The sequence below is a fragment of the Isoptericola halotolerans genome (genome assembly GCF_045689585.1).
GTDB classification, from domain to species: Bacteria; Actinomycetota; Actinomycetes; order Actinomycetales; family Cellulomonadaceae; genus Isoptericola; species Isoptericola halotolerans_B.
In genome coordinates, this window is the sequence record NZ_CP140108.1 from 2,934,838 (window position 1) to 2,956,433 (window position 21,596).

Annotated in this window: 22 protein-coding genes; 11 read left to right on the forward strand and 11 right to left on the reverse strand. The window is 73.2% G+C overall.

Going from position 1 to position 21,596, the window contains the following annotated elements; all coding sequences use genetic code 11:
* Window positions 1-24: 24 nt before the first annotated feature.
* Window positions 25-3,666, reverse strand: coding sequence for a methionine synthase (gene metH / locus UQW22_RS13680; RefSeq protein WP_407317597.1), 3,642 nt, complete (start codon window positions 3,664-3,666; stop codon window positions 25-27).
* Window positions 3,667-3,735: 69 nt separating this feature from the next.
* Here metH and UQW22_RS13685 point away from each other — a divergent pair, with 69 nt between their 5' ends.
* Both UQW22_RS13685 and UQW22_RS13690 read left to right on the forward strand, forming a co-directional pair.
* On the forward strand, window positions 3,736-4,860 hold the full coding sequence (locus tag UQW22_RS13685; protein ID WP_407317598.1) for a GNAT family N-acetyltransferase: 1,125 nt from the start codon (window positions 3,736-3,738) through the stop codon (window positions 4,858-4,860).
* 17 nt (window positions 4,861-4,877) lie between these two features.
* Window positions 4,878-5,576: a lysoplasmalogenase gene (locus tag UQW22_RS13690; RefSeq protein WP_407317600.1), complete on the forward strand. Its 699-nt coding sequence runs from the start codon at window positions 4,878-4,880 to the stop codon at window positions 5,574-5,576.
* Here UQW22_RS13690 and UQW22_RS13695 read toward each other — a convergent pair.
* The 4 genes from UQW22_RS13695 to UQW22_RS13710 all read right to left on the reverse strand — a co-directional run bounded on the left by UQW22_RS13695 (window position 5,562) and on the right by UQW22_RS13710 (window position 7,272).
* The gene (locus UQW22_RS13695; RefSeq protein ID WP_407317601.1) at window positions 5,562-5,867 is read right to left on the reverse strand and encodes a winged helix-turn-helix domain-containing protein; all 306 of its coding nucleotides are present in this window, start codon (window positions 5,865-5,867) and stop codon (window positions 5,562-5,564) included. The genes UQW22_RS13690 and UQW22_RS13695 overlap by 15 nt on opposite strands.
* On the reverse strand, window positions 5,864-6,295 hold the full coding sequence (locus tag UQW22_RS13700) for a hypothetical protein (RefSeq protein ID WP_407317602.1): 432 nt from the start codon (window positions 6,293-6,295) through the stop codon (window positions 5,864-5,866). The genes UQW22_RS13695 and UQW22_RS13700 overlap by 4 nt, the downstream gene beginning before the upstream one ends.
* Window positions 6,296-6,318: 23 nt before the next feature.
* Window positions 6,319-6,666, reverse strand: a complete 348-nt coding sequence (locus tag UQW22_RS13705) for a hypothetical protein (RefSeq protein ID WP_407317604.1) — start codon at window positions 6,664-6,666, stop codon at window positions 6,319-6,321.
* Between the two features lie 165 nt (window positions 6,667-6,831).
* Window positions 6,832-7,272, reverse strand: a complete 441-nt coding sequence (locus UQW22_RS13710) for a GNAT family N-acetyltransferase (protein WP_407317605.1) — start codon at window positions 7,270-7,272, stop codon at window positions 6,832-6,834.
* A gap of 118 nt (window positions 7,273-7,390) precedes the next feature.
* Between UQW22_RS13710 and UQW22_RS13715 the strand changes: the two genes are divergently transcribed.
* From UQW22_RS13715 to UQW22_RS13725, 3 genes are read left to right on the forward strand one after another with little or no spacing between them, the layout of a single operon-like run.
* Complete coding sequence (locus tag UQW22_RS13715) at window positions 7,391-8,113, forward strand: alpha/beta fold hydrolase (RefSeq protein ID WP_407317606.1); 723 nt, start codon at window positions 7,391-7,393, stop codon at window positions 8,111-8,113.
* Between the two features lie 52 nt (window positions 8,114-8,165).
* Window positions 8,166-8,426 (forward strand): type II toxin-antitoxin system Phd/YefM family antitoxin, encoded by a 261-nt coding sequence (locus UQW22_RS13720; protein ID WP_407317607.1) that lies wholly within the window; start codon window positions 8,166-8,168, stop codon window positions 8,424-8,426.
* The gene (locus UQW22_RS13725) at window positions 8,423-8,830 is read left to right on the forward strand and encodes a type II toxin-antitoxin system VapC family toxin (protein WP_407317608.1); all 408 of its coding nucleotides are present in this window, start codon (window positions 8,423-8,425) and stop codon (window positions 8,828-8,830) included. The genes UQW22_RS13720 and UQW22_RS13725 overlap by 4 nt, the downstream gene beginning before the upstream one ends.
* Before the next feature lie 56 nt (window positions 8,831-8,886).
* On the opposite strand, the gene UQW22_RS13730 is transcribed toward UQW22_RS13725, so the two are convergent.
* The 4 genes from UQW22_RS13730 to UQW22_RS13745 form a co-directional block, all read right to left on the reverse strand.
* Window positions 8,887-9,306: a type II toxin-antitoxin system VapC family toxin gene (locus UQW22_RS13730; RefSeq protein WP_407317609.1), complete on the reverse strand. Its 420-nt coding sequence runs from the start codon at window positions 9,304-9,306 to the stop codon at window positions 8,887-8,889.
* Complete coding sequence (locus tag UQW22_RS13735) at window positions 9,303-9,533, reverse strand: FitA-like ribbon-helix-helix domain-containing protein (RefSeq protein WP_407317611.1); 231 nt, start codon at window positions 9,531-9,533, stop codon at window positions 9,303-9,305. The genes UQW22_RS13730 and UQW22_RS13735 overlap by 4 nt, the downstream gene beginning before the upstream one ends.
* Before the next feature lie 73 nt (window positions 9,534-9,606).
* Window positions 9,607-12,093: a DNA topoisomerase (ATP-hydrolyzing) subunit A gene (locus UQW22_RS13740; protein WP_407317612.1), complete on the reverse strand. Its 2,487-nt coding sequence runs from the start codon at window positions 12,091-12,093 to the stop codon at window positions 9,607-9,609.
* Between the two features lie 190 nt (window positions 12,094-12,283).
* Complete coding sequence (locus UQW22_RS13745) at window positions 12,284-12,784, reverse strand: hypothetical protein (protein ID WP_407317613.1); 501 nt, start codon at window positions 12,782-12,784, stop codon at window positions 12,284-12,286.
* A 161-nt stretch (window positions 12,785-12,945) separates the two neighbouring features.
* On the opposite strand from UQW22_RS13745, the gene UQW22_RS13750 reads away from it, so the two are divergent.
* Window positions 12,946-15,657 carry a GNAT family N-acetyltransferase gene (locus UQW22_RS13750; RefSeq protein WP_407317614.1) on the forward strand — a complete coding sequence of 904 codons (2,712 nt, stop codon included), beginning with the start codon at window positions 12,946-12,948 and terminating at the stop codon, window positions 15,655-15,657.
* Between the two features lie 13 nt (window positions 15,658-15,670).
* On the opposite strand, the gene UQW22_RS13755 is transcribed toward UQW22_RS13750, so the two are convergent.
* Window positions 15,671-16,063: a PIN domain-containing protein gene (locus UQW22_RS13755; protein WP_407317615.1), complete on the reverse strand. Its 393-nt coding sequence runs from the start codon at window positions 16,061-16,063 to the stop codon at window positions 15,671-15,673.
* Window positions 16,064-16,164: 101 nt separating this feature from the next.
* On the opposite strand from UQW22_RS13755, the gene UQW22_RS13760 reads away from it, so the two are divergent.
* The 3 genes from UQW22_RS13760 to UQW22_RS13770 are packed head-to-tail and all read left to right on the forward strand — an operon-like array spanning window position 16,165 to window position 18,639.
* On the forward strand, window positions 16,165-16,764 hold the full coding sequence (locus UQW22_RS13760) for a DUF5998 family protein (RefSeq protein WP_407317617.1): 600 nt from the start codon (window positions 16,165-16,167) through the stop codon (window positions 16,762-16,764).
* A complete protein-coding gene (locus UQW22_RS13765) occupies window positions 16,761-17,969 on the forward strand; it encodes an alkaline phosphatase family protein (RefSeq protein WP_407317619.1) in 1,209 nt (402 codons plus the stop codon). Before UQW22_RS13760 ends, UQW22_RS13765 begins: the two co-directional genes overlap by 4 nt.
* A 25-nt stretch (window positions 17,970-17,994) precedes the next feature.
* The gene (locus UQW22_RS13770) at window positions 17,995-18,639 is read left to right on the forward strand and encodes a thymidine kinase (RefSeq protein ID WP_407317620.1); all 645 of its coding nucleotides are present in this window, start codon (window positions 17,995-17,997) and stop codon (window positions 18,637-18,639) included.
* A gap of 16 nt (window positions 18,640-18,655) precedes the next feature.
* Here the strand turns inward: UQW22_RS13770 and sepH are convergent, their stop codons facing one another.
* Window positions 18,656-19,882 (reverse strand): septation protein SepH, encoded by a 1,227-nt coding sequence (sepH, locus tag UQW22_RS13775; protein ID WP_407317622.1) that lies wholly within the window; start codon window positions 19,880-19,882, stop codon window positions 18,656-18,658.
* 165 nt (window positions 19,883-20,047) lie between these two features.
* On the opposite strand from sepH, the gene UQW22_RS13780 reads away from it, so the two are divergent.
* Window positions 20,048-20,713, forward strand: a complete 666-nt coding sequence (locus tag UQW22_RS13780) for a trimeric intracellular cation channel family protein (RefSeq protein WP_407317623.1) — start codon at window positions 20,048-20,050, stop codon at window positions 20,711-20,713.
* The gene (locus UQW22_RS13785) at window positions 20,710-21,552 is read left to right on the forward strand and encodes an inositol monophosphatase family protein (protein WP_407317625.1); all 843 of its coding nucleotides are present in this window, start codon (window positions 20,710-20,712) and stop codon (window positions 21,550-21,552) included. Before UQW22_RS13780 ends, UQW22_RS13785 begins: the two co-directional genes overlap by 4 nt.
* The last annotated feature ends 44 nt before the right edge of the window (window positions 21,553-21,596 follow it).

Sequence of the window (21,596 nt, forward strand, 5' to 3'; positions counted from 1 at the left end):
ACCATCTGACGAAGGCTCCGGCGATCACACGCTGTAGTAGATGGCTTCGGGGTGATGCAGCACGAACGCGTCGGTCGACTGCTCCGGGTGCAGCTGCAGCTCGTCGCTCAGCGTCACTCCGACCCGCTCGGGCCGGAGCAGCTCGACGACCTTCCGCCGGTCTTCCATGTCCGGGCAGGCTGGGTAGCCGAGGGACATGCGCGCCCCGCGGTACTCCAGCTTGAACATGCCCTCGACGTTCTCCGGGTCCTCGTCGGCGAACCCGAGCTCCGACCGCACGCGCGCGTGCCAGAACTCCGCCAGCGCTTCGGTGAGCTGGACGGACAGCCCGTGCAGCTCCATGTACTCGCGGTACTTGTTCGCCTCGAACAGCTTGGCTGTGTACGCGGACACCGGCTCACCGACGGTCGCGAGCTGGATCGGCAGCACGTCGAACTGCCCCGTCTCCTCGACCCACGACTTCGGCCGGATGAAGTCTGCCAGGCACAGGTGCCGGTCGCGCTTCTGGCGGGGGAAGGTGAAGCGCAACCGCTCGGTCCCCGGCTGACCGCCAGAGCCGCCATCGGGCGCTCCGATCTCACTGTGCGCCCCGATCTCCCCGGACGGCCCCGTCATGCCGGGCCCGTGGTGCGCGACGACGATGTCGTCGCCCTCGGACCACACGGGGAAGTACCCGTAGACCACGGTGGGGTCCATGACCTGGTCCCGGCGGATCGTTGAGAGCCACTCGGTCAGGCGCGGCCGGCCTTCGGTCTCGACGAGCTCCTCGTACGAGGCGCCGTCGTCGCCGCGGCCCGGCTTGAGGCCCCACTGCCCCATGAACGTCGCGCGCTCGTCGAGGTACGCCGCGTAGTCGGCGAGCTGGATCCCCTTGACCACGCGGGTGCCCCAGAACGGGGGAGCGGGGACGGGGTTGTCGTCGGCAACGTCGGAGCGCGCCGGCAGGTCCTCGGGCGCGGTCTCGGTCACCTTGACGACGTTGTGCCGGCGCTTGCGCAGGGCGGGCAGCCCGACGTCCTCGACCGAGGCGCCACGCGCGACCGCGACCAGCGGCTCTATGAGGCGCAGCCCCTCGAACGCGTCGCGGGCGTAGCGCACGACGCCGGGGAACTGCGAGGCGAGGTCGTCCTCGACGAAGGTGCGCGTCAGCGCCGCGCCACCGAGCAGGATCGGCCACTTCTTCGCGAGCCCCCGCGACTCCAGCTCGGCGAGGTTCTCCTTCATTACCACGGTCGACTTCACGAGCAGCCCGGACATGCCGATGACGTCGGCGTCGTGCTCCTCGGCGGCCTCGATCATCGCGGAGATCGGCTGTTTGATGCCGATGTTGATGACCGTGAAGCCGTTGTTGGTCAGGATGATGTCCACGAGGTTCTTGCCGATGTCGTGCACGTCGCCGCGCACGGTGGCCAGCACGATCGTGCCCTTGGACTGCTCCTCGGCGCCCTCGACCTTCTCCATGTGCGGCTCAAGGATCGCGACGGCCGCCTTCATCACCTCGGCGGACTGCAGCACGAACGGCAGCTGCATCTGCCCGGACCCGAACAGCTCGCCGACCACCTTCATGCCGCCCAGCAGGTGGGTGTTGACGATGTCGAGGGCCTTCATGCCGTCGGCCAGCGCGGTCTCGAGGTCGGCCTCGAGACCCTTGCGGGCACCGTCGATGATGCGCCGCTCCAGCCGCTCGCCCACCGGCAGCGCCTCGAGCTCCGCGGCGCGCTGGTCACGGAGGGCCGCGGAGTCCACGCCGGAGAACGTCTCCAGCAGGTGGGACAGCGGGTCGTGCGTGAGGTTGCCCTCGTCGTCGTAGACCCGCCGGTCCCACACCAGGTTCTCGGCGGCCTCCCACTGCTCGTCCGGGATCGCGGTGCGCGGCAGGATCTTCGCCGCATGCACGATGGCGGAGTCCAGCCCCGCCTGCACGGCCTCGTGCAGGAACACCGAGTTGAGCACCGTGCGCGCGGCCGGGTTGAGCCCGAACGACACGTTGGAGACCCCGAGCGTGGTGTGCACGCCGGGGTAGCGGCGCGTGAGCTCGCGGATCGCGTCGATCGTCTCGATGGCGTCGCGGCGCGTCTCCTCCTGCCCGGTCGCGATGGGGAACGTCAGGGTGTCGACGATGATGTCGTCCACCCGCATGCCCCAGTCGTCCACCAGGGTGTCGATGAGCCGGGAGGCGATCTCGACCTTCTTGTCCGCGGTGCGGGCCTGGCCCTCCTCGTCGATGGTCAGGGCGATGACGGCCGCCCCGTGCTCGACGACGGCCGGCATGACCCGCTGGAACCGCGACTCGGGCCCGTCGCCGTCCTCGAAGTTCACCGAGTTCACCACCGCGCGCCCGCCCACGAGCTCCAGCCCGGCGCGGATCACCTCCGGCTCGGTGGAGTCGATCACCAGCGGCAGGGTGGAGGCCGAGGCCAGGCGCGAGACGACCTCGCGCACGTCCTCGACGCCGTCGCGCCCTACGTAGTCGACGCACACGTCCAGCAGGTGCGCGCCGTCGCGGGTCTGGGCGCGGGCGATGTCGACGACGTCGTCCCACCGGGACTCCAGCATCGCCTCGCGGAACGCCTTGGAGCCGTTGGCGTTGGTCCGCTCGCCGATCGCCAGGTACGAGGCGTCCTGGGACAGGTCGGTGTGCGAGTACAGGGAGGCGACGCCGTTCTCGCGCTCCACCTCGCGCGGACGCAGCTCGCGGCCACGGACCGCCTCGACCACCTGGCGCAGGTGCTCCGGCGTCGTGCCGCAGCAGCCGCCCACCATGCCGAGCGAGAACTCCTCGACGAACTGGGTGTGCGCGGCGGCCAGCTCCTCGGGCGAGAGCGGGTAGACGGCGCCGTGCGGGCCGAGCTCCGGCAGCCCGGCGTTCGGCATGCACGTCACCGGCACCTCGGCGTGCCGGGCCAGGTGGCGCAGGTGCTCGCTCATCTGGTCCGGGCCGGTGGCGCAGTTCAGGCCGATCGCGTCGACGCCGACCGCCTGCAGGGTGGTCAGCGCCGCCCCGATCTCCGAACCCATCAGCATGGTGCCGGTGGTCTCGACGGTCACCGAGGCGATGACCGGGACGTTGCGCCCGACGCCGCCCTCGTCGACCGGGAGCATCGCGTCGTGGCACGCCGTCACCGCCGCCTTGGTCTGCAGCAGGTCCTGGCTGGTCTCGACCAGCAGCGCGTCCGCGCCGCCCTCCAGCAGCCCGGCCGCCTGCTCGGCGAACGTGCGGCGCAGGTGGTCGTACGTCGTGTGCCCCAGCGACGGCAGCTTGGTGCCCGGGCCCATGGAGCCCAGCACCCAGCGCGGGTGGTCCGGCGTCGTGAACGCGTCGGCGCGCTCGCGGGCGATCGCGGCGCCGGCCCGTGCCAGCTCACGGATGCGATGGTCGATGCCGTAGTCCGACAGGTTCGACCAGTTCGCGCCGAACGTGTTGCTCTCGATCGCGTCGACGCCCACCTCGAGGAACTCGTCGTGCAGGCTGCCGATGAGGTCCGGCCGGGTGACGTTGAGGACCTCGTTGCAGCCCTCGTGCTGCTCGTAGTCGTCCATCGAGGGGTCGGCCGCCTGGATCATGGTGCCCATGGCGCCGTCGGCCACCACGACCCGGGTGTGCAGCGCCTCCCGCAGGGCGTGGGAACGGGCGTCGGCGGCGGAGAGATCGAGCGTCGAGGTCACCGGCCCAGCGTAGTCGCGGGCCGGGAAATGCTGGTGCGGCGACTGCGTGGTGAGACCTACTCTCGGAACATGGCCGCAGCGGAGACCTCGACGCCCCTCGCCCCGATCGCCGACCGGGCGGACGCCCCGGCGACGCTCCCCCCGATCCGGGCCGGCGGGCTCACCTGGCGTCCCGCCGTCGCCGACGACGCACCCGCGCTCCTCGACCTGCGCAACACCATCGCCGCGGCCGACGCCGAGCCCTACCGCGAGACGCTCGACGAGATCACCGAGACGTTCGCCGCCCCGTGGCGCCGTTTCGACACCGACTCCCTGCTGGGGTTCGACGCCGACGGGGCGCTGCGCGCCTACGGGTTCGTGGAATCCATGCCCGGCGACACCCGCACCGTGCGGGCCCTCCTCTTCGGCGGGGTGCACCCTGAGCGTCGCGGCGAGGGCATCGGCCGCGACCTGTTCGCCTGGCAGCTCGCCCGCGGGCGCCAGGTGCTCGCGGCGTCCGGCAAGGACCTGCCCGCCCGTCTCGGCGTCTTCGCCGAGGACGACGGCCCCGCCGCCAAGCTCCACCTGTACGAGCGGTCGGGCCTCACCCCGCGCCGGTTCTACACCGAGGTGCGCCGCGACCTGCGCGACCTGCAGGCCGCCCCGCTGCCCGACGTCGCGCTCGCCGGCTCGCTGCGCCTGGTGCCGTTCGGCGACGAGTACGACGACGCCACGCGCCTGGCGCACAACGACGCGTTCCGCGACCACTGGGGCAGCGAGCCGCAGACCGTCGAGCAGTGGCGCAACGGTCGGTCGGCCTTCGTGCCGCAGTGGTCGTTCCTCGTCGTCGACGACGCCCCCGACGTCGACGCGCTCCTCGCGGACCCGGACACCGACGCCGAGACCGCCGCCGCGCTGCGGGCCGGCGAGCCGTTGGTCGTCGCCTACGAGATGGCCGCCCGGTTCGACGAGGACTTCAAGGTCAGGGGATACACCTTCGGGTACACCGAGCTCCTCGGCACGCGCCGCGCCTACCGCGGCCGCAAGGCAGGGATCGCGGCACTCGCCGCCGGGATGCGGGCGTTCGCCGCCGACGGCATGGAGTACGCGGGCCTCGACGTCGATACGGCGAACCCCTCCGGGGCGCACGGCATGTACGCGGCCCTCGGCTTCGAGGTGGTGCACTCGTCGCGCATGCTCTCGATCGAGCTGTAGCCGATACGCTGCCGCAGATGACCACCACCCCCCACGGCGAGCGGCCGCTGCTGGCCACCCGCGCCGCGCGCGTCGCGGCCGGCGTCTTCGCCGTCCTCAGCGCCGTCCACCTCGCGGCGCAGCTCCTCGACGCCACCGCGGTGGCGGACACGACCCAGTGGTTCCTCATGCCGGCGCTCGCGGCCACCCTCTGGTGCACGACGACGTCGCCGCGGGCGCGCCTGGTGCGTCTGACGCTCATCGCGCTCGGCTTCTCCTGGGTGGGCGACACCCTGCCCGACGGGTTCACCGGCGACGCGGCCTACCTGGCGATGGTCGGTGCGTTCCTCTGCGCCCAGGTGGTGTACGTGGTGGCGTTCTGGCCCCTGAGGCGCGAGTCGGTGCTGGTGCGGCACCCCGCGGCGTCCGCCGTGTACGTGTTCCTGGCCGTCATGCTCGTGACACTGTGCCTGCCGGGCGCACCGGGTGTGCTGGGCGTGGCCGTCGTCGTCTATGCCGTGTGCCTGACCGCCATGGCGGTGCTCGCCACGGGTGTTCACCGGATCGCCGCCATCGGCGGGCTGCTGTTCCTCTTCTCGGACGCGATGATCGCGCTCGGCATGTTCGCGGACGCGGTGCCGCCGTTGTCCGGCTTCTGGATCATGGCGGCCTACGTGCTGGGACAGGCGCTGATCGTGGCCGGTGTGGTGCTGCGGAGCCCGTCAGGCGCCCGCTGAACCTTCGGCGATCGCGCGCAGCGCGGCGACGTGCGAGGCGAACGTTCGACGGCCGTCCTTGGTCAGTCGGAGCCAGGTGCGCGGCCTCTTGCCGACGTACCCCTTGCGGACCGCCACGAGCCGGGCGCGCTCGAGGGTGGCGATGTGCTTGGACAGCACGGAGTCGGAGACCTCGACGGCGTCACGGACCACCGCGAACTCCGCCTCGTCCACGGTGTGGAGCGCGGCGACGATGCTGAACCGGACCGGCGAGTTCAAGGACTCCTCGAGCTGGTGCCGCGGATGCTTCACCGTGCTCCTCGGACGATCAGCGCGCCCGCCATGAGGCCCGGCGTTGCGACGACGGCGGCGACCGCCAGCGTCACCCAGAGAGCGGGGGACGACAGGTCGGCGAGGTAGACCGGGGTGATCACGCCGAGGGCGAGCACACCCGTGGTGACCGTCCCCACCATCGCAGTCCTGAGGACACGTCGAGGCCGCGTTCTCGACGCCCGGTCGCGCCAGTTCACAGCCGTCATCAGCAAGGCGATGAAGCCGCACTGCGCCCCGATGTTCACCGCTCCTCGCCACTGCCAGCCCGTGCCCCAGGTGCCGAGGACCATACCCGTCAGGGCTCCCACAGCCAGCGCGAGCACCGCCACCGTCCAGCCGTGGACCCGGTGGTCGCGGGCGCTGCTCAACGGGCGCGGGGTGGCTCGCTCCAGCGATGCGGCAGCCACGGTCCGGGAAGGACGGGATGCGCTCATTTCTTGCTCACAGCCGTTGCGGTCCTGCGATGCTCCCGCCTGGAGGAGATGAGCACGGCCCCCGTGACGTAAGGCACCGGCACGGCGAGAGCCAAGGTCAGGTAGGCAGCGGCGGTTCCGACCGTGCCGGCCCACAGGCTTCCGAAGACGACGATCATCACGCCGACGATGGCTGAGATGCGGGTGATCGCCCCGCTGTGTCGAGGAAAGGTGCTCGAGCGCGCGGCGGCGAGGAAGGCGGTGAGACCGACGAGTGCGACGGAGACTGCGAGTGCGGCGGCGAGTGCGGCGGGTGGCCAGTCGTGCTCGGCGGAGAGCGGTCCGGCGAGTGCGATGCCGGTCATGCCTGCTCCGCCGCCCAGCAAGACGCCGCTGGAGCGGCGTCGGTCGCCTTGTGCGCCGAGCGCCGTGCGTCGGGGCTCATGGAGCAGCCGATCGGCTACGTCGGGGTCGTGCGAGGGACGCGCCATGCTGCCAGCCTAGAAACTACTTTCCAGAACAGCAAGTGGTCATGGGTGCCAGCCCCCCCAGGCTGACGGAGACCGACGCTGGAGCCACGTCTCCGGCTCGTCGAGCCCCGCGAACCCGGCGCGCAGGTACACCGCACGGGCCTCCGGAGCGGCCTTGAGCAGGACGCGTTTGAGGCCGAGCGCATCCAGGTCGGCAAGGGCGCCGTCGACCAGCCGCGTGCCCAGTCCGCGCCCGCGGTGGGCGGGGTCGACGATCACGTCCGCGAGCCAGGCGAAGGTCACGCCGTCGGTCACTGCGCGGGCGTAGGCGATCTGCTCGCCCGCCGCCGTGTAGATCCCGTAGTTGCGTGACGCCGCGATCGCGGCGTCCTGCGCCTCCCGGGTGCGGCCGGTCGCCCAGTAGGCGTGCTCGCTCAGCAGCTGGTGCACTCGGGTGTGGTCGAGGCGGGCCGGGTCGGCGGAGAATTGGTCGTCGGGCACGGGTCGATTCAAGCATCCGCGTGGTCCCGGGGGACGGCCGTTTCGCCACGTGGGCGCTGCGCCGATGAGCCGAGCGGCGGCCGGCCGATGTGTCGGTGGTCACATCTACGCTCAGGACATGGACATCATCCTGGTACCCGGATTCTGGTTGAACGCGTCCGCCTGGGACGCCGTCACCCCGCCGATCGTGGCCGCGGGGCACACCGTCCACCCGGTCACGCTGCCCGGCATGGCCTCGGTCGACGACGACCGGTCCGGCCTCACCCTGGAGGACCACGTCGAGGCGGTCGCCACCGCGGTCGACGCGCTGGACGAGGACGCCGCGGTGGTGCTGGTGGGCCATTCCGGCGGGGGAGCGGTCATCCACGCGGTCGCGGACCGCCGGCCGGGGCGGATCGCCCGCAACGTCTATGTCGACTCCCTGCCGATGGGGCACGGCAGCGTCATCAACGACGAGCTGCCCGTGGTGGGTGACGAGGTCCCGCTGCCCGACTGGTCGGTGTTCGACGAACCGGACCTCGTGGGCCTCGACGACGACCTGCGGGAGCGGTTCCGAGCCATGGCGATCCCGACGCCGGCCCGCGTGGCCTCCGATCCGGTCGTCCTGAGGGACGAACGACGCTACGAGGTGCCGACCACCGTGATCGCCAGCGAGGCGTTCGAGGGCTTCGACAGCCCGAGCTCGATGTACCGCCACTTCATCGGCGCGGGCTCGCCGTACACCGCCGAGCTGGCGGCCATGCACGACTACGAGATCGTCGACCTGCCCACCGGCCACTGGCCGATGTTCGCACGCCCGGTCGACCTGGGGGAGGCCATCGCCGCGGCCGTCTCGCACTGACGGGCGAGAGAGCCATAGGCCCGGGTGTGCGCTGCGCGCTACAATTGCGCACATGTCGACCATCGCCAGTCGCGACCTGCGGAACCACACAGCGGAGGTGCTGCGGCGCGTCGCCGAAGGCGATCACGTCACGGTGACCCAGCACGGAGCGCCGGTGGCGGAGATCGGTCCCGTCACGTCGACACGCGCCCGCTCACTTCGACGTGCCGAGCTCGTCAAGTTGCTGCGTACGATCCAGGCGGATGCAGGTCTGCGCGACGACCTGGCTGCGCTCGCCGACAGCACTGGTGACGAGCTCGGGCCCATCCGGTGACGGCGCCGAGTCCCCGAGGGCTGCTCGATACGAGTGTCTTCATCGCGTCCGAGTCCGGCAGGGCCCTCGACAGCGCGGCACTCCCCGACGAATCGTTCGTCTCGGTCATCACTCGCGCGGAACTTCAAGCCGGTGTGCTGGCAGCCAAGGACTCCGAGACCCGCGCCCGGCGGCTCGCGACGCTGGGCTCGATCGCCCACCTCGAGCTCCTCACTGTGGACGCGACTGCTGCATCGCACTGGGCTCGTCTTCGTGTCCGGCTCGCCGAGGCCGGGCGCAAGACCAACGTCAACGACCTCTGGATCGCCTCCATCGCGCTCGCGAACGAGCTACCCGTCGTCACGCAGGACGACGACTTCGCGCCGCTGTCCGAGCTCGACGCGCTCGCCGTCGTCTCCGTCTGATCGTGTGCGGAGACCGCCGCGGCCCTGAGCGATGGCCGAGTCGAGTCTGAGTCGTGTCAGCGGCCGGTCGACGCGGCGATGAGTTCGACCGCACACGGGCTGAACCGCTCGGCGGCCCGCTCCAGGTGACGGTCGGCGGTCAGGAGCGACGCATCGAGCTGCTCGGCCAGGGCGATGTAGCCGGCGTCGTAGGCGGAGATGTTCTGCCGCAGCGCCCAGATGCGGCCCCGCAATCGATCCACGGGCCAGCGCCGGAGCGGGACGATCGACAGATCTTCGAGAGCAGACCCGAGGCGGGCCGACGGGACGTGGCCACCCAGGTCCCAGCCCCGAAGAACCGTCATAACCTCGATGAACGCATGGTCTGGTGCGTGCAGATCGCTGTCGTGCGCGGCGAAGTGGCGTCGGGCGGTCATGCCTGCGTCGCTGCCGACCAGGTACTCGGCCAGGATGGACGCATCGACGACAGCCGTCATGGACGTCCCGCGCGCGCGTCGGCAAGGACATCGGCTGCCGAGCGATCCGGGTTGACGTGTCCGCGCGCATCGATTCGTGCGGAGAGCTCGTCGAGTGTGGGCCGTTCGGCGATCCGTTCGAGCTCGTTCAGCACATACTGCGACAGGCTCTGGCCGGCAGACGCGGCCCGAGCCTTGAGGACGCGGCTGACTTCCTCCGGGACGTTGCGCACCTGAAGCGTCGACATGCGCTCCAGACTAGTTGCATGCAGATTGCATGGCAACGCTGCGCTCGAGACAGGTCCGCCCCACGGCCGTCGATCAGCCGATCGCTGCCACAGAGCCCGCCAGCGGCGTCCCCGAGCCGTCGCGGCGCGGGCTCTCCTCCGGCAGCTCGGCGGGCTGCCCGCCCGAGCCGACGGCCCGTGCCGGACCCTCGCCGACCCATGCCAGGACGAGGGAGTCCTCGCCCTTGAGGAAGCGGTGCGCCCGCACCCCGCCGGTGGCGCGACCCTTGCCGGGGTAGAGCTCGTACAGCGTGACCTTCGCGGACGCCGCGCCGGTGCCCGGCAGGGCGTCGGCAGCGCCGGCGATCGTCACCACGGTGTACAGGTCGCGGGTCGCTGCCCGCACGACGCCGAAGAACACGGCACGCTGACCGGCGCCGAGCCGGATGCCCGCCATGCCGGCCGCCGACCGCCCCTGCGGGCGCACGGCCGAGGCGTCGAAGTGCAGCAGGCTCGCGTCCGAGGACACGAACACCAGCTCGTCGTCGTCGGCCGCCGGTGCCGCACCGACGACGGCGTCGCCGTCCTTGAGCGCGATGACGTCCCACACGTCCCCGTTGCGGGGCGCGTCGCCGGCCGCGAGTCGCTTGACGACGCCGTGGCGGGTCCCGAGCGCGAGCGTCGGCGCGTCCTCGGCGAGCGACACGACCGCCAGCGCTTCCTCGCCCGGGTCCAGCGTCACCATCTCGCGCACCGGCACCCCGCCGGACAACGAGGGCGGGCCGTCCGTCGCGGGCAGCGCCGGCAGCTCCAGCGCGGAGACCTTGTGCAGCCGCCCGGCGGTGGTGACCAGGCCGATCTCGGCGCGGGTCGACGTCGCGACGTCGCCGAGCAGCGCATCGTGGGCGTGCCGCCGTCCGGCACGTTCGACCGGGGCGTCCGCGGCCTCGCCCGAGGTGCGGGCGAGCAGGCCCGTCGCCGAGAGCAGGACCCGGGTGGGGGAGTCCTTGATCTCCAGGTCGATCGCGGGCGCCTTGCGGCCCCGCGCGGCGGGCGTCGCAGCGGCCGACGACGCCGTCCCCCCGGCCGAGTCGAGCAGGACGGTCCGGCGCGGGGTGCCGTAGGTGGCGGCGACATCGGCCATCTCGTCCGAGACGACGGCGTGCAGCTTGGCCTCGTCGCCGAGGATCTCCTCCAGGGCGGCGATCTCCTTCTCCAGCTCCGACTTCTCCGTCTCGAGCTCGATCCGGGAGAACTTGGTCAGGCGGCGCAGCTGCAGGTCGAGGATGTAGGAGGCCTGCGGCTCGGACAGGTCGAACACCGACTGCAGGCGTTCACGCGCGGTGGCGGCGTCGTCGGAGGTGCGGATGACCTGGATGACCTCGTCGATGTCGAGGATCGCGACGAGCAGACCCTCCACCAGGTGCAGGCGGTCCTTGCGCTTGGCCAGCCGGTACGTCGAGCGGCGGCGCACCACGTCGACACGGTGGTCGACCCACACCCGCAGCAGGTCGAGCAGGCCGAGGGTGCGCGGCTGACCGTCCACGAGCGAGACGTTGTTGATGCCGAACGAGTCCTCGAGCGGCGTCGTCCGGTAGAGCTGTTCGAGGACGGCCTCGGGGTCGAACCCTGTCTTGACCTCGATGACCAGTCGCATCCCGTGGGAGCGGTCGGTCAGGTCCTGGACGTTGGTGACGCCCTGGATCTTCTTGTTCTTGACGCCGTCGGCGATCTTCTCGATCACCTTCTCCGGCCCGACGGTGTACGGCAGCTCGGTGACGACGATGCCCTTGCGGCGCGCGGTCACGTTCTCGATGCGGGCGGTGGCGCGGGTGCGGAACGAGCCGCGGCCGGTGCGGTAGGCGTCGCGGACGCCGTCGAGCCCGACGATCTTGCCGCCCGTGGGCAGGTCCGGGCCGGGGACGTACCGCATGACGTCCTCGAGGGTGGCCGCGGGGTTCTTCAGCAGGTGCTGGCCCGCGGCGATCACCTCGACGAGGTTGTGCGGCGGCATGTTCGTGGCCATGCCCACCGCGATGCCGGACGCCCCGTTGACCAGCAGGTTCGGCACGGCCGAGGGCAGCACCTCCGGCTGGGTGAGCTTGTTGTCGTAGTTCGGGATGAAGTCGACGACGTCCTCGTCCAGGCCGGCGGTCATCGCCATGGAGGGGGCCGCGAGCCGTGCCTCGGTGTACCGGGGGGCGGCGGGGCCGTCGTCGAGCGACCCGAAGTTCCCGTGGCCGTCCACCAGCGGGAGCCGCATGGAGAAGTCCTGCGCGAGGCGGACCAGCGCGTCGTAGATCGCGGCGTCGCCGTGCGGGTGCAGCTTGCCCATGACCTCACCGACGACGCGGGAGGACTTGACGTACGAGCGGTCGGGGCGCAGCCCCATGTCCGCCATCATGTACAGGATCCGGCGATGGACCGGCTTGAGGCCGTCCCGCGCGTCCGGGAGTGCACGCGAGTAGATGACGGAGTACGCGTACTCGAGGAACGACGTCTCCATCTCCGCGGCGACGTCGATGTCGACGATCTTCTCGTCGAACGGCTCGTCGACGGGTGCGGCCTTCTTGCGCGCCATGCGGTGCGGCTCCCTGGTGTCGTTCTCTGCGGCGGTCGTGCCCGACGGCGGCACACCGGCCCCGTACGGACGTTCGAGGGAAGCGTAGCGCCAGTGCGCGGGAGCGCTGTGCAGGCAGGCCGGAGCCGTCCTCGACGGCCGCGGAGCACGCGGCGGCCGCGCCCGGGGCGCCCGAGGGCCTGGCCGGCGGCTACACCGGTGGGCGCACCGACCGGTCGGCCTGGACGGCGTCGCGCACCACGTCCGCCAAGGCGCTCCGCCGCTCCGCCACCTCGATCGCGGTGACCCCGCCGGCCAGCACCGCCTGGTCGAGTCGTCGCGCGGCGCCCGCGACGAGGGCGTCCACCAGCTCCTCGGACGCCACCCCGTGCCGCGTGGCCACGCCGGCGAGCGTCGCCCCCTCGCGCGCCAGCGCGACGTCGAGCTGCGCCGGAGAGACGCCGATCGTGCCGGCGGCAGCCGCCAGGTCGATGATCTCGCCGTCCGCGAGCTCGCCGGAGCCACCCGCGTCCGGCGCGTCGAAGGCGTCCCAGCGCACCAGGTCGGCCGGCGTGACCTCGCGATCCTCCTCGGCGACGACGGTTCGCCCGCTCTCTGGCAGGGTCACCGCGGCAGCCGCCGCCCCCGCTCCGAACGACACGAGCCCGAACGCCCCGGCCACGGCCACCGCCCGCACGACCCACCTGCGCATGATGCTTCTCCCTCCCGGCCCGGCCCGGTGCCGTGCCGCTGGGGCCCACCGTGCTCGACCCGCCTGGACCGCGGCTGTCGTCCACCTGTGAGTTCTCCGGCACAGCCGTGACGTGCGGGTTTGCCCGGGTGCCTCGCGGTCGCAGCGGATAGCCTGCTCGGATGGAGGATCAGCGCCCCGCCCCCTACCCGGTCGAGTGGGAGGCCGACGTCGTGCTGCGCGACGGCACCACGATGCATGTGCGGCCGATCCGCCCGGACGACGCCGACGCGATCCAACGGTTCCAGGAGGGCCAGTCGGAGCGGTCCGCCTACTTCCGGTTCTTCGCGCCGATCAAGCGGCTGACCGACCGTGAGCTCGCCCGACTCGTCACCCTCGACCACCAGGACCGGGTGGCCCTGGTGGCCGTCCGCCCCGGGGCCGACGACGAGGGCGCCGAGCGTGACGACGTCCTCGGCGTCGCGCGCTTCGACGTCATCACCGACGGTGAGGCGGAGGTCGCGTTCAACATCGCCGACTCCGTCCAGGGCAAGGGCCTGGCCTCGGTGCTGCTGGAGCATGTCGCGGCGGCCGCGCGCGAACGTGGCGTGCGGCGCTTCACCGCGGAGGTCCTGCCGCAGAACGCCTCCATGCTGGGGGTCTTCCGCGACGCGGGCTACGAGATCAGCCAGCACCTCGACGACGGCATCGTCTCCGTCGGCATCGACCTCGACCCCACCGAGCGGTCCCGCGCCGTCATGGCCGACCGGGAGCACCGTGCGGAGGCGCGCTCCATGGCGAGCCTGCTCTCGGCGCGCCGCGTGCTGCTGGTCGGGCCGGGTTCCGAGGGGCACGACGGCAGCCCAGAGGCGCTGCTGGCCCGCCGCGTCCTGGACGCCCAGCGCAACGACCCCGGTGACACCGAGCTCGTCGTCCTCGACCCGCCCGGCGACGTGCCCGACGGCGTGGAGCATGCGGCCGGGTGGGACGCCGTCGGGCAGGTCGACCTCGCGCTGCTGGCCGTCGGTCCCGAGCACGCCGTCGAGGTCGTGCGGCGGCTGGCCGCCACGGGGGCGCGCGGCGTCGTCGTGCTGTCCGGCGGGTACGCGGAGGTCGGCACCGACGGCATGGAACGCCGCCGCGAGCTGCTGCGCGTCGCCCACGCCGCGGGGATGCGCGTCGTCGGGCCCGTCTCGTACGGGTTGCTGACCACCACGCCGGGCGCGGCGCTGCGCGCCAGCCTCGCCCTGCAGCCGCCGCGCGCGGGCGTCGTCGGGCTGTTCTGCCAGTCCGCGGCCGCTGCCGTCACCCTGACCGCCACGCTGGAGCGTCGCGGCCTCGGCGTGTCTTCCCTCGTCTCGGCGGGGCACCGCGCCGACGTCTCCGGCAACGACCTCATGCAGTACTGGCAGGACGACGACGCCACCGAGGTCGTGTGCCTGTACCTGGAGTCCATCGGCAACCCGCGCAAGTTCTCCCGGATCGCGCGACGGCTGTCGGCGGTCAAGCCGGTGGTCGTCACGACCGCGGGCCGGTCCGGGCAGGTGGTCCCGCCCGGGCACGCCGTGCGGGCCACGCACGCGCCCCGGCGACTGCTCGACGAGCTGCTGCGCCAGTCCGGCGTCATCCAGGCCGCCAACACCCACCAGCTCATGGACATCGCCCAGGTGCTGGCGCACCAGCCCCTGCCCGCCGGCAGCCGGGTGGGGATCCTCGCGTCGTCGGCGGCGCTCGCCGCCCTCGTGGCCGAGGCGGCGGCGTCGGCCGGCCTGACCGTCGCCGCCTCCAGCGACTTCCTGCGCCCGCACGCCCGCGAGGAGCAGATCACCCAGACCGTCGACGCGCTCTACGCACCCGGGGCGTGCGACGCCGTCGTCGTCGTGGACGTCCCCGTCGTCCAGCCGCGCACGGGTGCGATCGCCCGGGCGGTGGCGCAGGCCGCCGCGCGCACCGGGCGCACCACGGTCGCCTCCATGCTCGGGCTGCACGGCATGCCGGACGAGCTCACCGCCGAGGCGCCCGACGGCCGCACGGTGCGCATCCCGGCGTTCTCCACGCCCGAGGACGCCGTCGTCGCGCTCGGCAAGGTGGTCGACCACGCCGGGTCGCGCGCCGAGGAGCGCGGCCACTACGTGGTGCCCGACGGCGTGGACGCACGCCGGGCACGCCGTCTCGTGGAGCGCTGGCTTCTGGACTCCGAGGGGCGCGACCTCGACCTCGAGCAGGCCACCGAGCTGCTGGCCTGCTACGGGATCGAGCTGTGGCCGGCCCGCTGCGTCCGCACGGGTGACGAGGCGGTCGCCGCCGCCGACGAGCTCGGCTGGCCGGTCGCGCTGAAGAGCACCTCCTCCGCGCTGCGGCACCGCAACGACCTCGGGGGAGTGCGCCTCGACATCACCGACGCGGACGTCCTGCGCGACGACGTCACGCGCCTGCACGGCGTCGCCACGTCGGTCCTGGGCGAGGAGGAACCGGAGTTCGAGGTGCAGTCGATGGCGCCGCCGGGCGTCGCCTGCGTGGTGCGCTCGGCGGAGGACCCGCTGTTCGGCCCGATGGTCTCGTTCGGGCTGGCGGGGGACGCCGTCGACCTGCTCGACGACGTCGCCCACGCGATCCCGCCGCTGACGGACGTCGACGTCTCGGCCATGGTCAGCACCGTGCGGGCCGCACCGCGCCTGTACGGGTACGGGGGAGCGCCGCCCGCCGACGTCGACGCCCTGGAGGACGTCCTCGCCCGCGTCTCCGTCATGGCCGACGACCTGCCCGAGCTGGCCTCCCTGGAGCTGTACCCCGTGGTGGTCGCGGGGCAGGGGGCCTCGGTGCTGCACGCCAAGGTGCGTCTGCGTCCGGCCGGCCGCCGCGCGGACTCGCTGCGCCGCGCCCTGCCGGGCTGAGGGTCGGGCCTCGTCAAGCGAGCCGGGTCATGCCCGCGGCACGCGCCGCTCGGCGGTCGAACGTCATGACTCTCTCGCAGCCGGCCTCCAGGGCGATGACGGCGATGAGCGCGTCCGCCAGGTCGGCGCCGTCGCGGGTCGCCCGCAGCGCGGCACGAACCGTGTCGGCCTGGTCGACCCGCAGCTCCTGGGAAGCGAGCAGCGCCTCGACGAAGGCGCGGCGGCGGTCCACGGGGTAGGAGTAGGCGAGGTCGAGCACCCACCAGCACTCCACGAGCACGAGAACCGGGACGAACCCGGGGGAGTCGGTGGTGAACCCGTCCACGAGCTCGTCGGCCAGCCGCGTCTGCTCAGCGTCGTCGCGCACCACGTAGCGGATCAGGACGTCCGTGTCGAGGCCGATCACCGGTCGTCGTGCCCCGCGGCGTCGGCGGCAAGTTCCTTGACTCGAGGTAAGGAGGAATCCCACCGGTGCCGCTGCCTCGCCAGGAGTGGGAAGATGGTCCGGTGCCTTCCGCGACCACTCGCAAGAACCTTCGTGACGACCTGACCACCCACGTGTTCCGGGCCGGGTACTACCCGGACCTGGTCAATGACGTCATCGACGTCGCGCTCGCCGACGAGCCGGTCCTGGCCCACCTCGTCCAGGCCGAGACCACGTTCGACAGCCAGGTCCGCCGCCACCTCACCGTCCTCGCGCTGACGCCGACGCGCCTGGTCGCCGCGCACGTCGACGACCACGAGGGCGACGCCGCCAACCCGTCCTCCGCGGCGGCCACCACCGAGGCGGTGCCGCTCGGCGAGGTCCGGTCCGTGGTGCTGACGCACGTCGTCGCCGAGCCGGCCGACCACCGCCCCGGGGACAGCGCCGCCGAGCTGACGCTCGCCGTCGGCTGGGGCGCCGTCTCCCGCCTCGACCTGGAACCCGCGACCTGCCCCGACCCGAACTGCGAGGCCGACCACGGGTACACCGGGCAGCTCACGCCCGACGACATCGTCGTGCGGGTCTCCGACGCCGCCGAGGGACGCGAGGCCGTGCGCCGCGCCGCCGCCTTCGCCCGCGAGCTCTCGGCCGCCACCGGGGTGGGCGGGCGCGCTGCCCGATGACGCCCCTCACGCTGCCCGACGACCTCGTCGCGCCCTCGTACGGCACGGACTCGCTGGCGGCCGTCCTGCCCGCCGCCGCCGGGACCCTCGGCATCGACGTCACGACCAGCACCGGCCTGCGGTCGGCCGACTGCGCGGCCGCGCTCGGGCTGCCGTCCGCGCGCCGCGTCGTCGTCGTCCTCGTCGACGGCCTCGGGCTGCACAACCTCGCCGAGCGTGGCGGGCACGCGCCGTTCCTGCGCCGCCTGCTGCCCGACGCCCGCTCGCTGGTGACCAGCTTCCCCTCGACGACGGCGGCCGCGCTCGCCACGTTCGGCACCGGCACCTGCCCGGGGCTCACCGGCATGCTGGGCTACACCCAGCGCAACCCCGCCACCGGCGGGCTCGCCACGATGGTCTCCTGGAACGAGCAGTCCGACCCGTACCGGCCCGAGCCCAAGACCTCCGCACCGCTGCGCACCGACCCGGCCGACCTGCAGCGGGAGTCGACCGTCTTCGAGGCCGTCGGCGCCGGGGTCAGCGTCGTGGCACCCGGGCCGGGCAAGTTCGCCGGCTCCGGCATGACGCGGGCCGCCCTGCGCGGGCCGCGCTACATCGTCGCCGAGACGTTCGCCGAGCGGGTCGACGCGACCTTGCGGGCGCTGCGCGACGACGGGCTCGTCTACCTCTACCAGGGCGAGGTCGACGCGGTCGGCCACCAGCACGGTCCCGACTCGTGGCAGTGGGGCGACGCGCTGGAGGGCACCGACGCCGAGCTGCGCCGCCTCGCCGCGAGCGTCCCGGCCGGCACCCTCGTGCTGATCACCGCCGACCACGGGCAGGTGGCGACCGACCCCGCCCGCCAGCACGACGTCGCCACCGAGCCGGCGCTCGACCAGGGCGTCGCCCTGCTCGGCGGGGAGCCGCGCATGACCCACGTCTACGCCGCTCCCGGCGCCGACCCGGCCGCGATCGCCGGACGCTGGGCCGACACCCTCGGCGACGACGCCGTCGTCGTGCTGCGCGACGCCGCGATCGACGCCGGCTGGCTCGGCCCGGTCGCCGAGCACGTGCTGCCCGCCGTGGGCGACGTCCTCGTCGCCGCGCGCGGCCACGCGACCGTCGTCGACTCCCGGCTGCACACCACCAACGCCCGGCGCATGCCCGGCGTGCACGGGTCGCTGACGCCCACCGAGATGGTCGTCCCGCTGCTCGTCTCCCCCTGACCGTCCCCTCTGACAGGATCTGGACATGGCCGAGCTCGTCTTCTTCTCCGGGACCATGGACAGCGGCAAGTCGACGCTGGCCCTGCAGACGGACCACAACCACCGCGCCCGCGGACGCCACGGCATCATCTTCACCCGCAACGACCGCGCGGGGGCCGCCCGCCTGTCCTCGCGGCTCGGGCTCGAGGTCGACGCGCGCGAGGTCACCGAGGACACCGACTTCTGGCAGGTCATCACGACCGAGCGCCAGCACGGCCACGTGGTGGACTACCTGGTGTGCGACGAGGCGCAGTTCTACTCGCCGGTCCAGGTCGAGCAGCTCGCACGCCTGGTCGACGAGATCGAGATGGACGTCTTCGCGTTCGGGATCACCGCCGACTTCCGCACGCGGCTGTTCCCCGGCTCGGCACGCCTCGTCGAGCTCGCCGACCGCATGGAGGTGCTCCAGGTGCAGTCGCTGTGCTGGTGCGGGGCGCGGGCGACGCACAACGCCCGGACCGTGGACGGGGTGATGGTGGTCGAGGGGGACCAGGTCGTGGTGGGCGACGTCAGCTCCGGCGCGGAGATCGCCTACGAGGTGCTGTGCCGCCGCCACCACATGCGACGGATGACCGCCGACACCGCCCGGCGTCTCGCGCCGTCGACGGACACGCTGCTCGACGTGCGCTGACGCGGGCGCCGGTCGCTCAGGAGGACGGGCGCGCCCCGCCGAACACGATCTCGTCCCAGCTCGGCACCTGCGCACGACCCTTGCGCGACGGGCGCCGAGCGGCCTTGCCGGCCTTGGGCGGGGCGGGGACGTCGGCGACCACGGCCGAGGGGGCCGGGACCGGCCGGTCGCCGGCAGAGGGTTCCGGCGCGGTGTCCGGCGCGGTGTCCGGCGTGCTCGTCGGTGCGGGCTCCGCCGGTTCGGGGGCGGGCCCGGGGTCGGACCCCGGTGCGGGCTCCGACGGCGACGCCTCGACGACGTCGGCCGCTGCGGACGGCTCGGTGGTCGGTGCAGGGTCCTCCTCCGCGGGCGGGTCGGCGGTGTCGGGCACGGACCCGCCGGGGTCCGCCGCGGAGTCGGCCGAGCCGGAGCCGTCGGTCCGGGCCCGCTGCGCGTCGCGGCGGGCGCCGAGGTCGACGATGCTCGCGCCGTCGTCGAGGCCGGGCGTGGACCCGAGGTCCAGCGCGAGCTCCTGGTCCTGCGGGCCCGCGTCGCTGCGTCGTGGCCGCTGGGCGGGTCGCTGCCCGCGGCGACCCGCGAGGTCGTCGAGCAGGCGTGCGGTGGCGTCGCCCGCCGGGTCCGGGGGCGCGGGCCGACGGCGGTCGACGACGCCGGGGACCCCCAGCATCTCGGGCGAGACCGGGTCGTCCGGCTGACCGAGCCAGCGCGCCTCGTCGTCGAGCGCGATCACCACGCGGCCCTTGGGGTCGAAGGACCAGCGGGCGCTGCGCTCGCGCTCGCCGGCGGTGAAGCGGACCTGCACCTGCCACGGCGCGCTGCCCTCGCGCCAGGCGGTCCACTCCGCCTCCTCCGGGCGGACGCCCCGCGCGGCCAGCCGGCTGTCGGCCAGGTCGCCGAGGTCGGTCTTGCCCTCGGGGTCGACGTGATGGTTGCGCACCTGCGAGATGACGTGGTCGCGCTCGGTGATGACGGGCCACTCGTACCGGCGCACGTGCTCCAGGGGCAGGCCCGAGGTCTCGGCCAGCTCCTCCGCCGTCGCACCGGCACGCAGGCGTGCCTGCACCTCCCGCGGGCGCAGGGTGGCGGCGGACTCGGCCTGCAGCGCCTCGGTGCGCGGACGGTCGCGGCGGACCGCCGCCCGCAGGGCCTCGGTGATCGTCAAGGTGTGCTCGACACCGTCGGGGCCGCGCAGGACCAGGCGCTCGGCGTCCTCGTGCAACGTCACGAGCTCGAGCTCGGCCATGGTTCCTCCTCACGCCCGCCCGGATTGGCGGGCCCGCTCGTTCGAGAGTGCCACCCGTGACCGCCCGCTGCGCGCAGGCGCGTCGGTGTGCCGCGAATCCCCGGGCAGCGGTCGAGGGCGTCCCGGCCGGTTGCCCACGCCCCGTGCCCTGACAGGATGGCCCGCGTGGAGAACCTGGTGGCCGGCGTCAACTACCTGGAGGTCGCGGCGGTCTTCGTCGCGGCCGTCTCCGGCGCACTCGCCGCGGTGCGCAAGCGGTTCGACCTGTTCGGCGTGCTCGTGCTGGCCTGGGTGTGCGGTCTGGGCGGCGGCATCCTGCGCGACGTGCTCATCGGCGACACACCGCCCGTGGGCATCTCGAGCTGGCGGCTCGTCGTCGCGGCGGTGGCCGCCGGCCTGGTCACCTTCGTGCTCCACCCCGGCCTGGCGCGGCTGCGCCGCTCGGTCGTCGTGCTCGACGCCGCCGCCCTGTCGCTGTTCGTGGTCCAGGGCACGACCAAGTCGCTGGAGCTCGACGCCGGTCTGCTCGCGTCGCTCGTCGTCGGCGTCCTGACCGGCATCGGCGGCGGGGTGCTGCGCGACATGCTCGTGGGGGAGACGCCCCTGATCTTCGCCGACCGGCAGCTGTACGCCGTCCCGGCGATCCTCGGGGCGGGTGCCGTCGTCGTGCTGTGGGAGACCGGCTGGTGGACGTGGTGGGCGGCACTGTGTGTCGTGGCGTTCGTGCTGGGCTTCCGGCTGCTGTCCCTCGCCCTCGGTTGGGTGGTCCCGCACGTCGGCGGTGGATGGACCGGCCGGTGGGGACGCGAGTCGGGCAGGATGGACGGGTGACCTCTCAGCCTGCCCTCCCGTCCGCGTCCGAGATCACCGACCTGCGCTCCCTGGCCCGCGCCCTCGCGCTCGAGGCCGGCGCGATGATCCGCGGCGGCCGGCCCGACCAGGTCCGGGTCGCCGCCACCAAGTCCACCGAGGTCGACCCGGTCACCGAGATGGACCGTGCCTCCGAGGAGCTCCTGCGCCGTCGTCTGGCCGCCCGCCGCCCCGACGACGCCGTCCTCGGCGAGGAGGGGGACGACGTGCCCGGCACCAGCGGCCTGACGTGGGTGCTCGACCCCATCGACGGGACCGTCAACTACCTGTACGGCGTCGCCTCCTACGCCGTGTCGGTCGCGGTGGTGGCCGGTGCGCCCGACCCGGCCACCTGGACACCGCTGGCCGGGGCCGTGCACTCCGTCGTCGACGGCGCGACGTGGACCGCGGCCCGCGGACAGGGCGCGGACAAGGACGGCCGCGAGCTGCGGGTGCGTGAGGCGCCCTCGCTCGCGACGTCGTTGGTCGGCACCGGCTTCGGCTACGAGGCCGCCCGTCGCGCCCAGCAGGCGCAGGTGCTGGCCCAGGTGCTGCCGAAGGTGCGCGACATCCGTCGGTTGGGTGCGGCCGCCATCGACCTGTGCCTGCTCGCTGAGGGATCGCTCGACCTCTACTACGAGCGGGGTCTCAACTCCTGGGACGTCGCCGCCGGCGGGCTCGTCGCCGTCGAGGCGGGCGCGGCCCTCACAGGTCTGCACGGCGCCCCGGCGACGAACCTCATGACCGTCGCCGGCTCGCCCGCCCGCCAGGCGGAGCTCGTGGCGTTGCTCGAGGCAGCACACGCGGACCGCCCCGCCTGACCCCGTCCGTGTCTGAATTTGGTGCGTGTCTGCGCTGGTCAGCC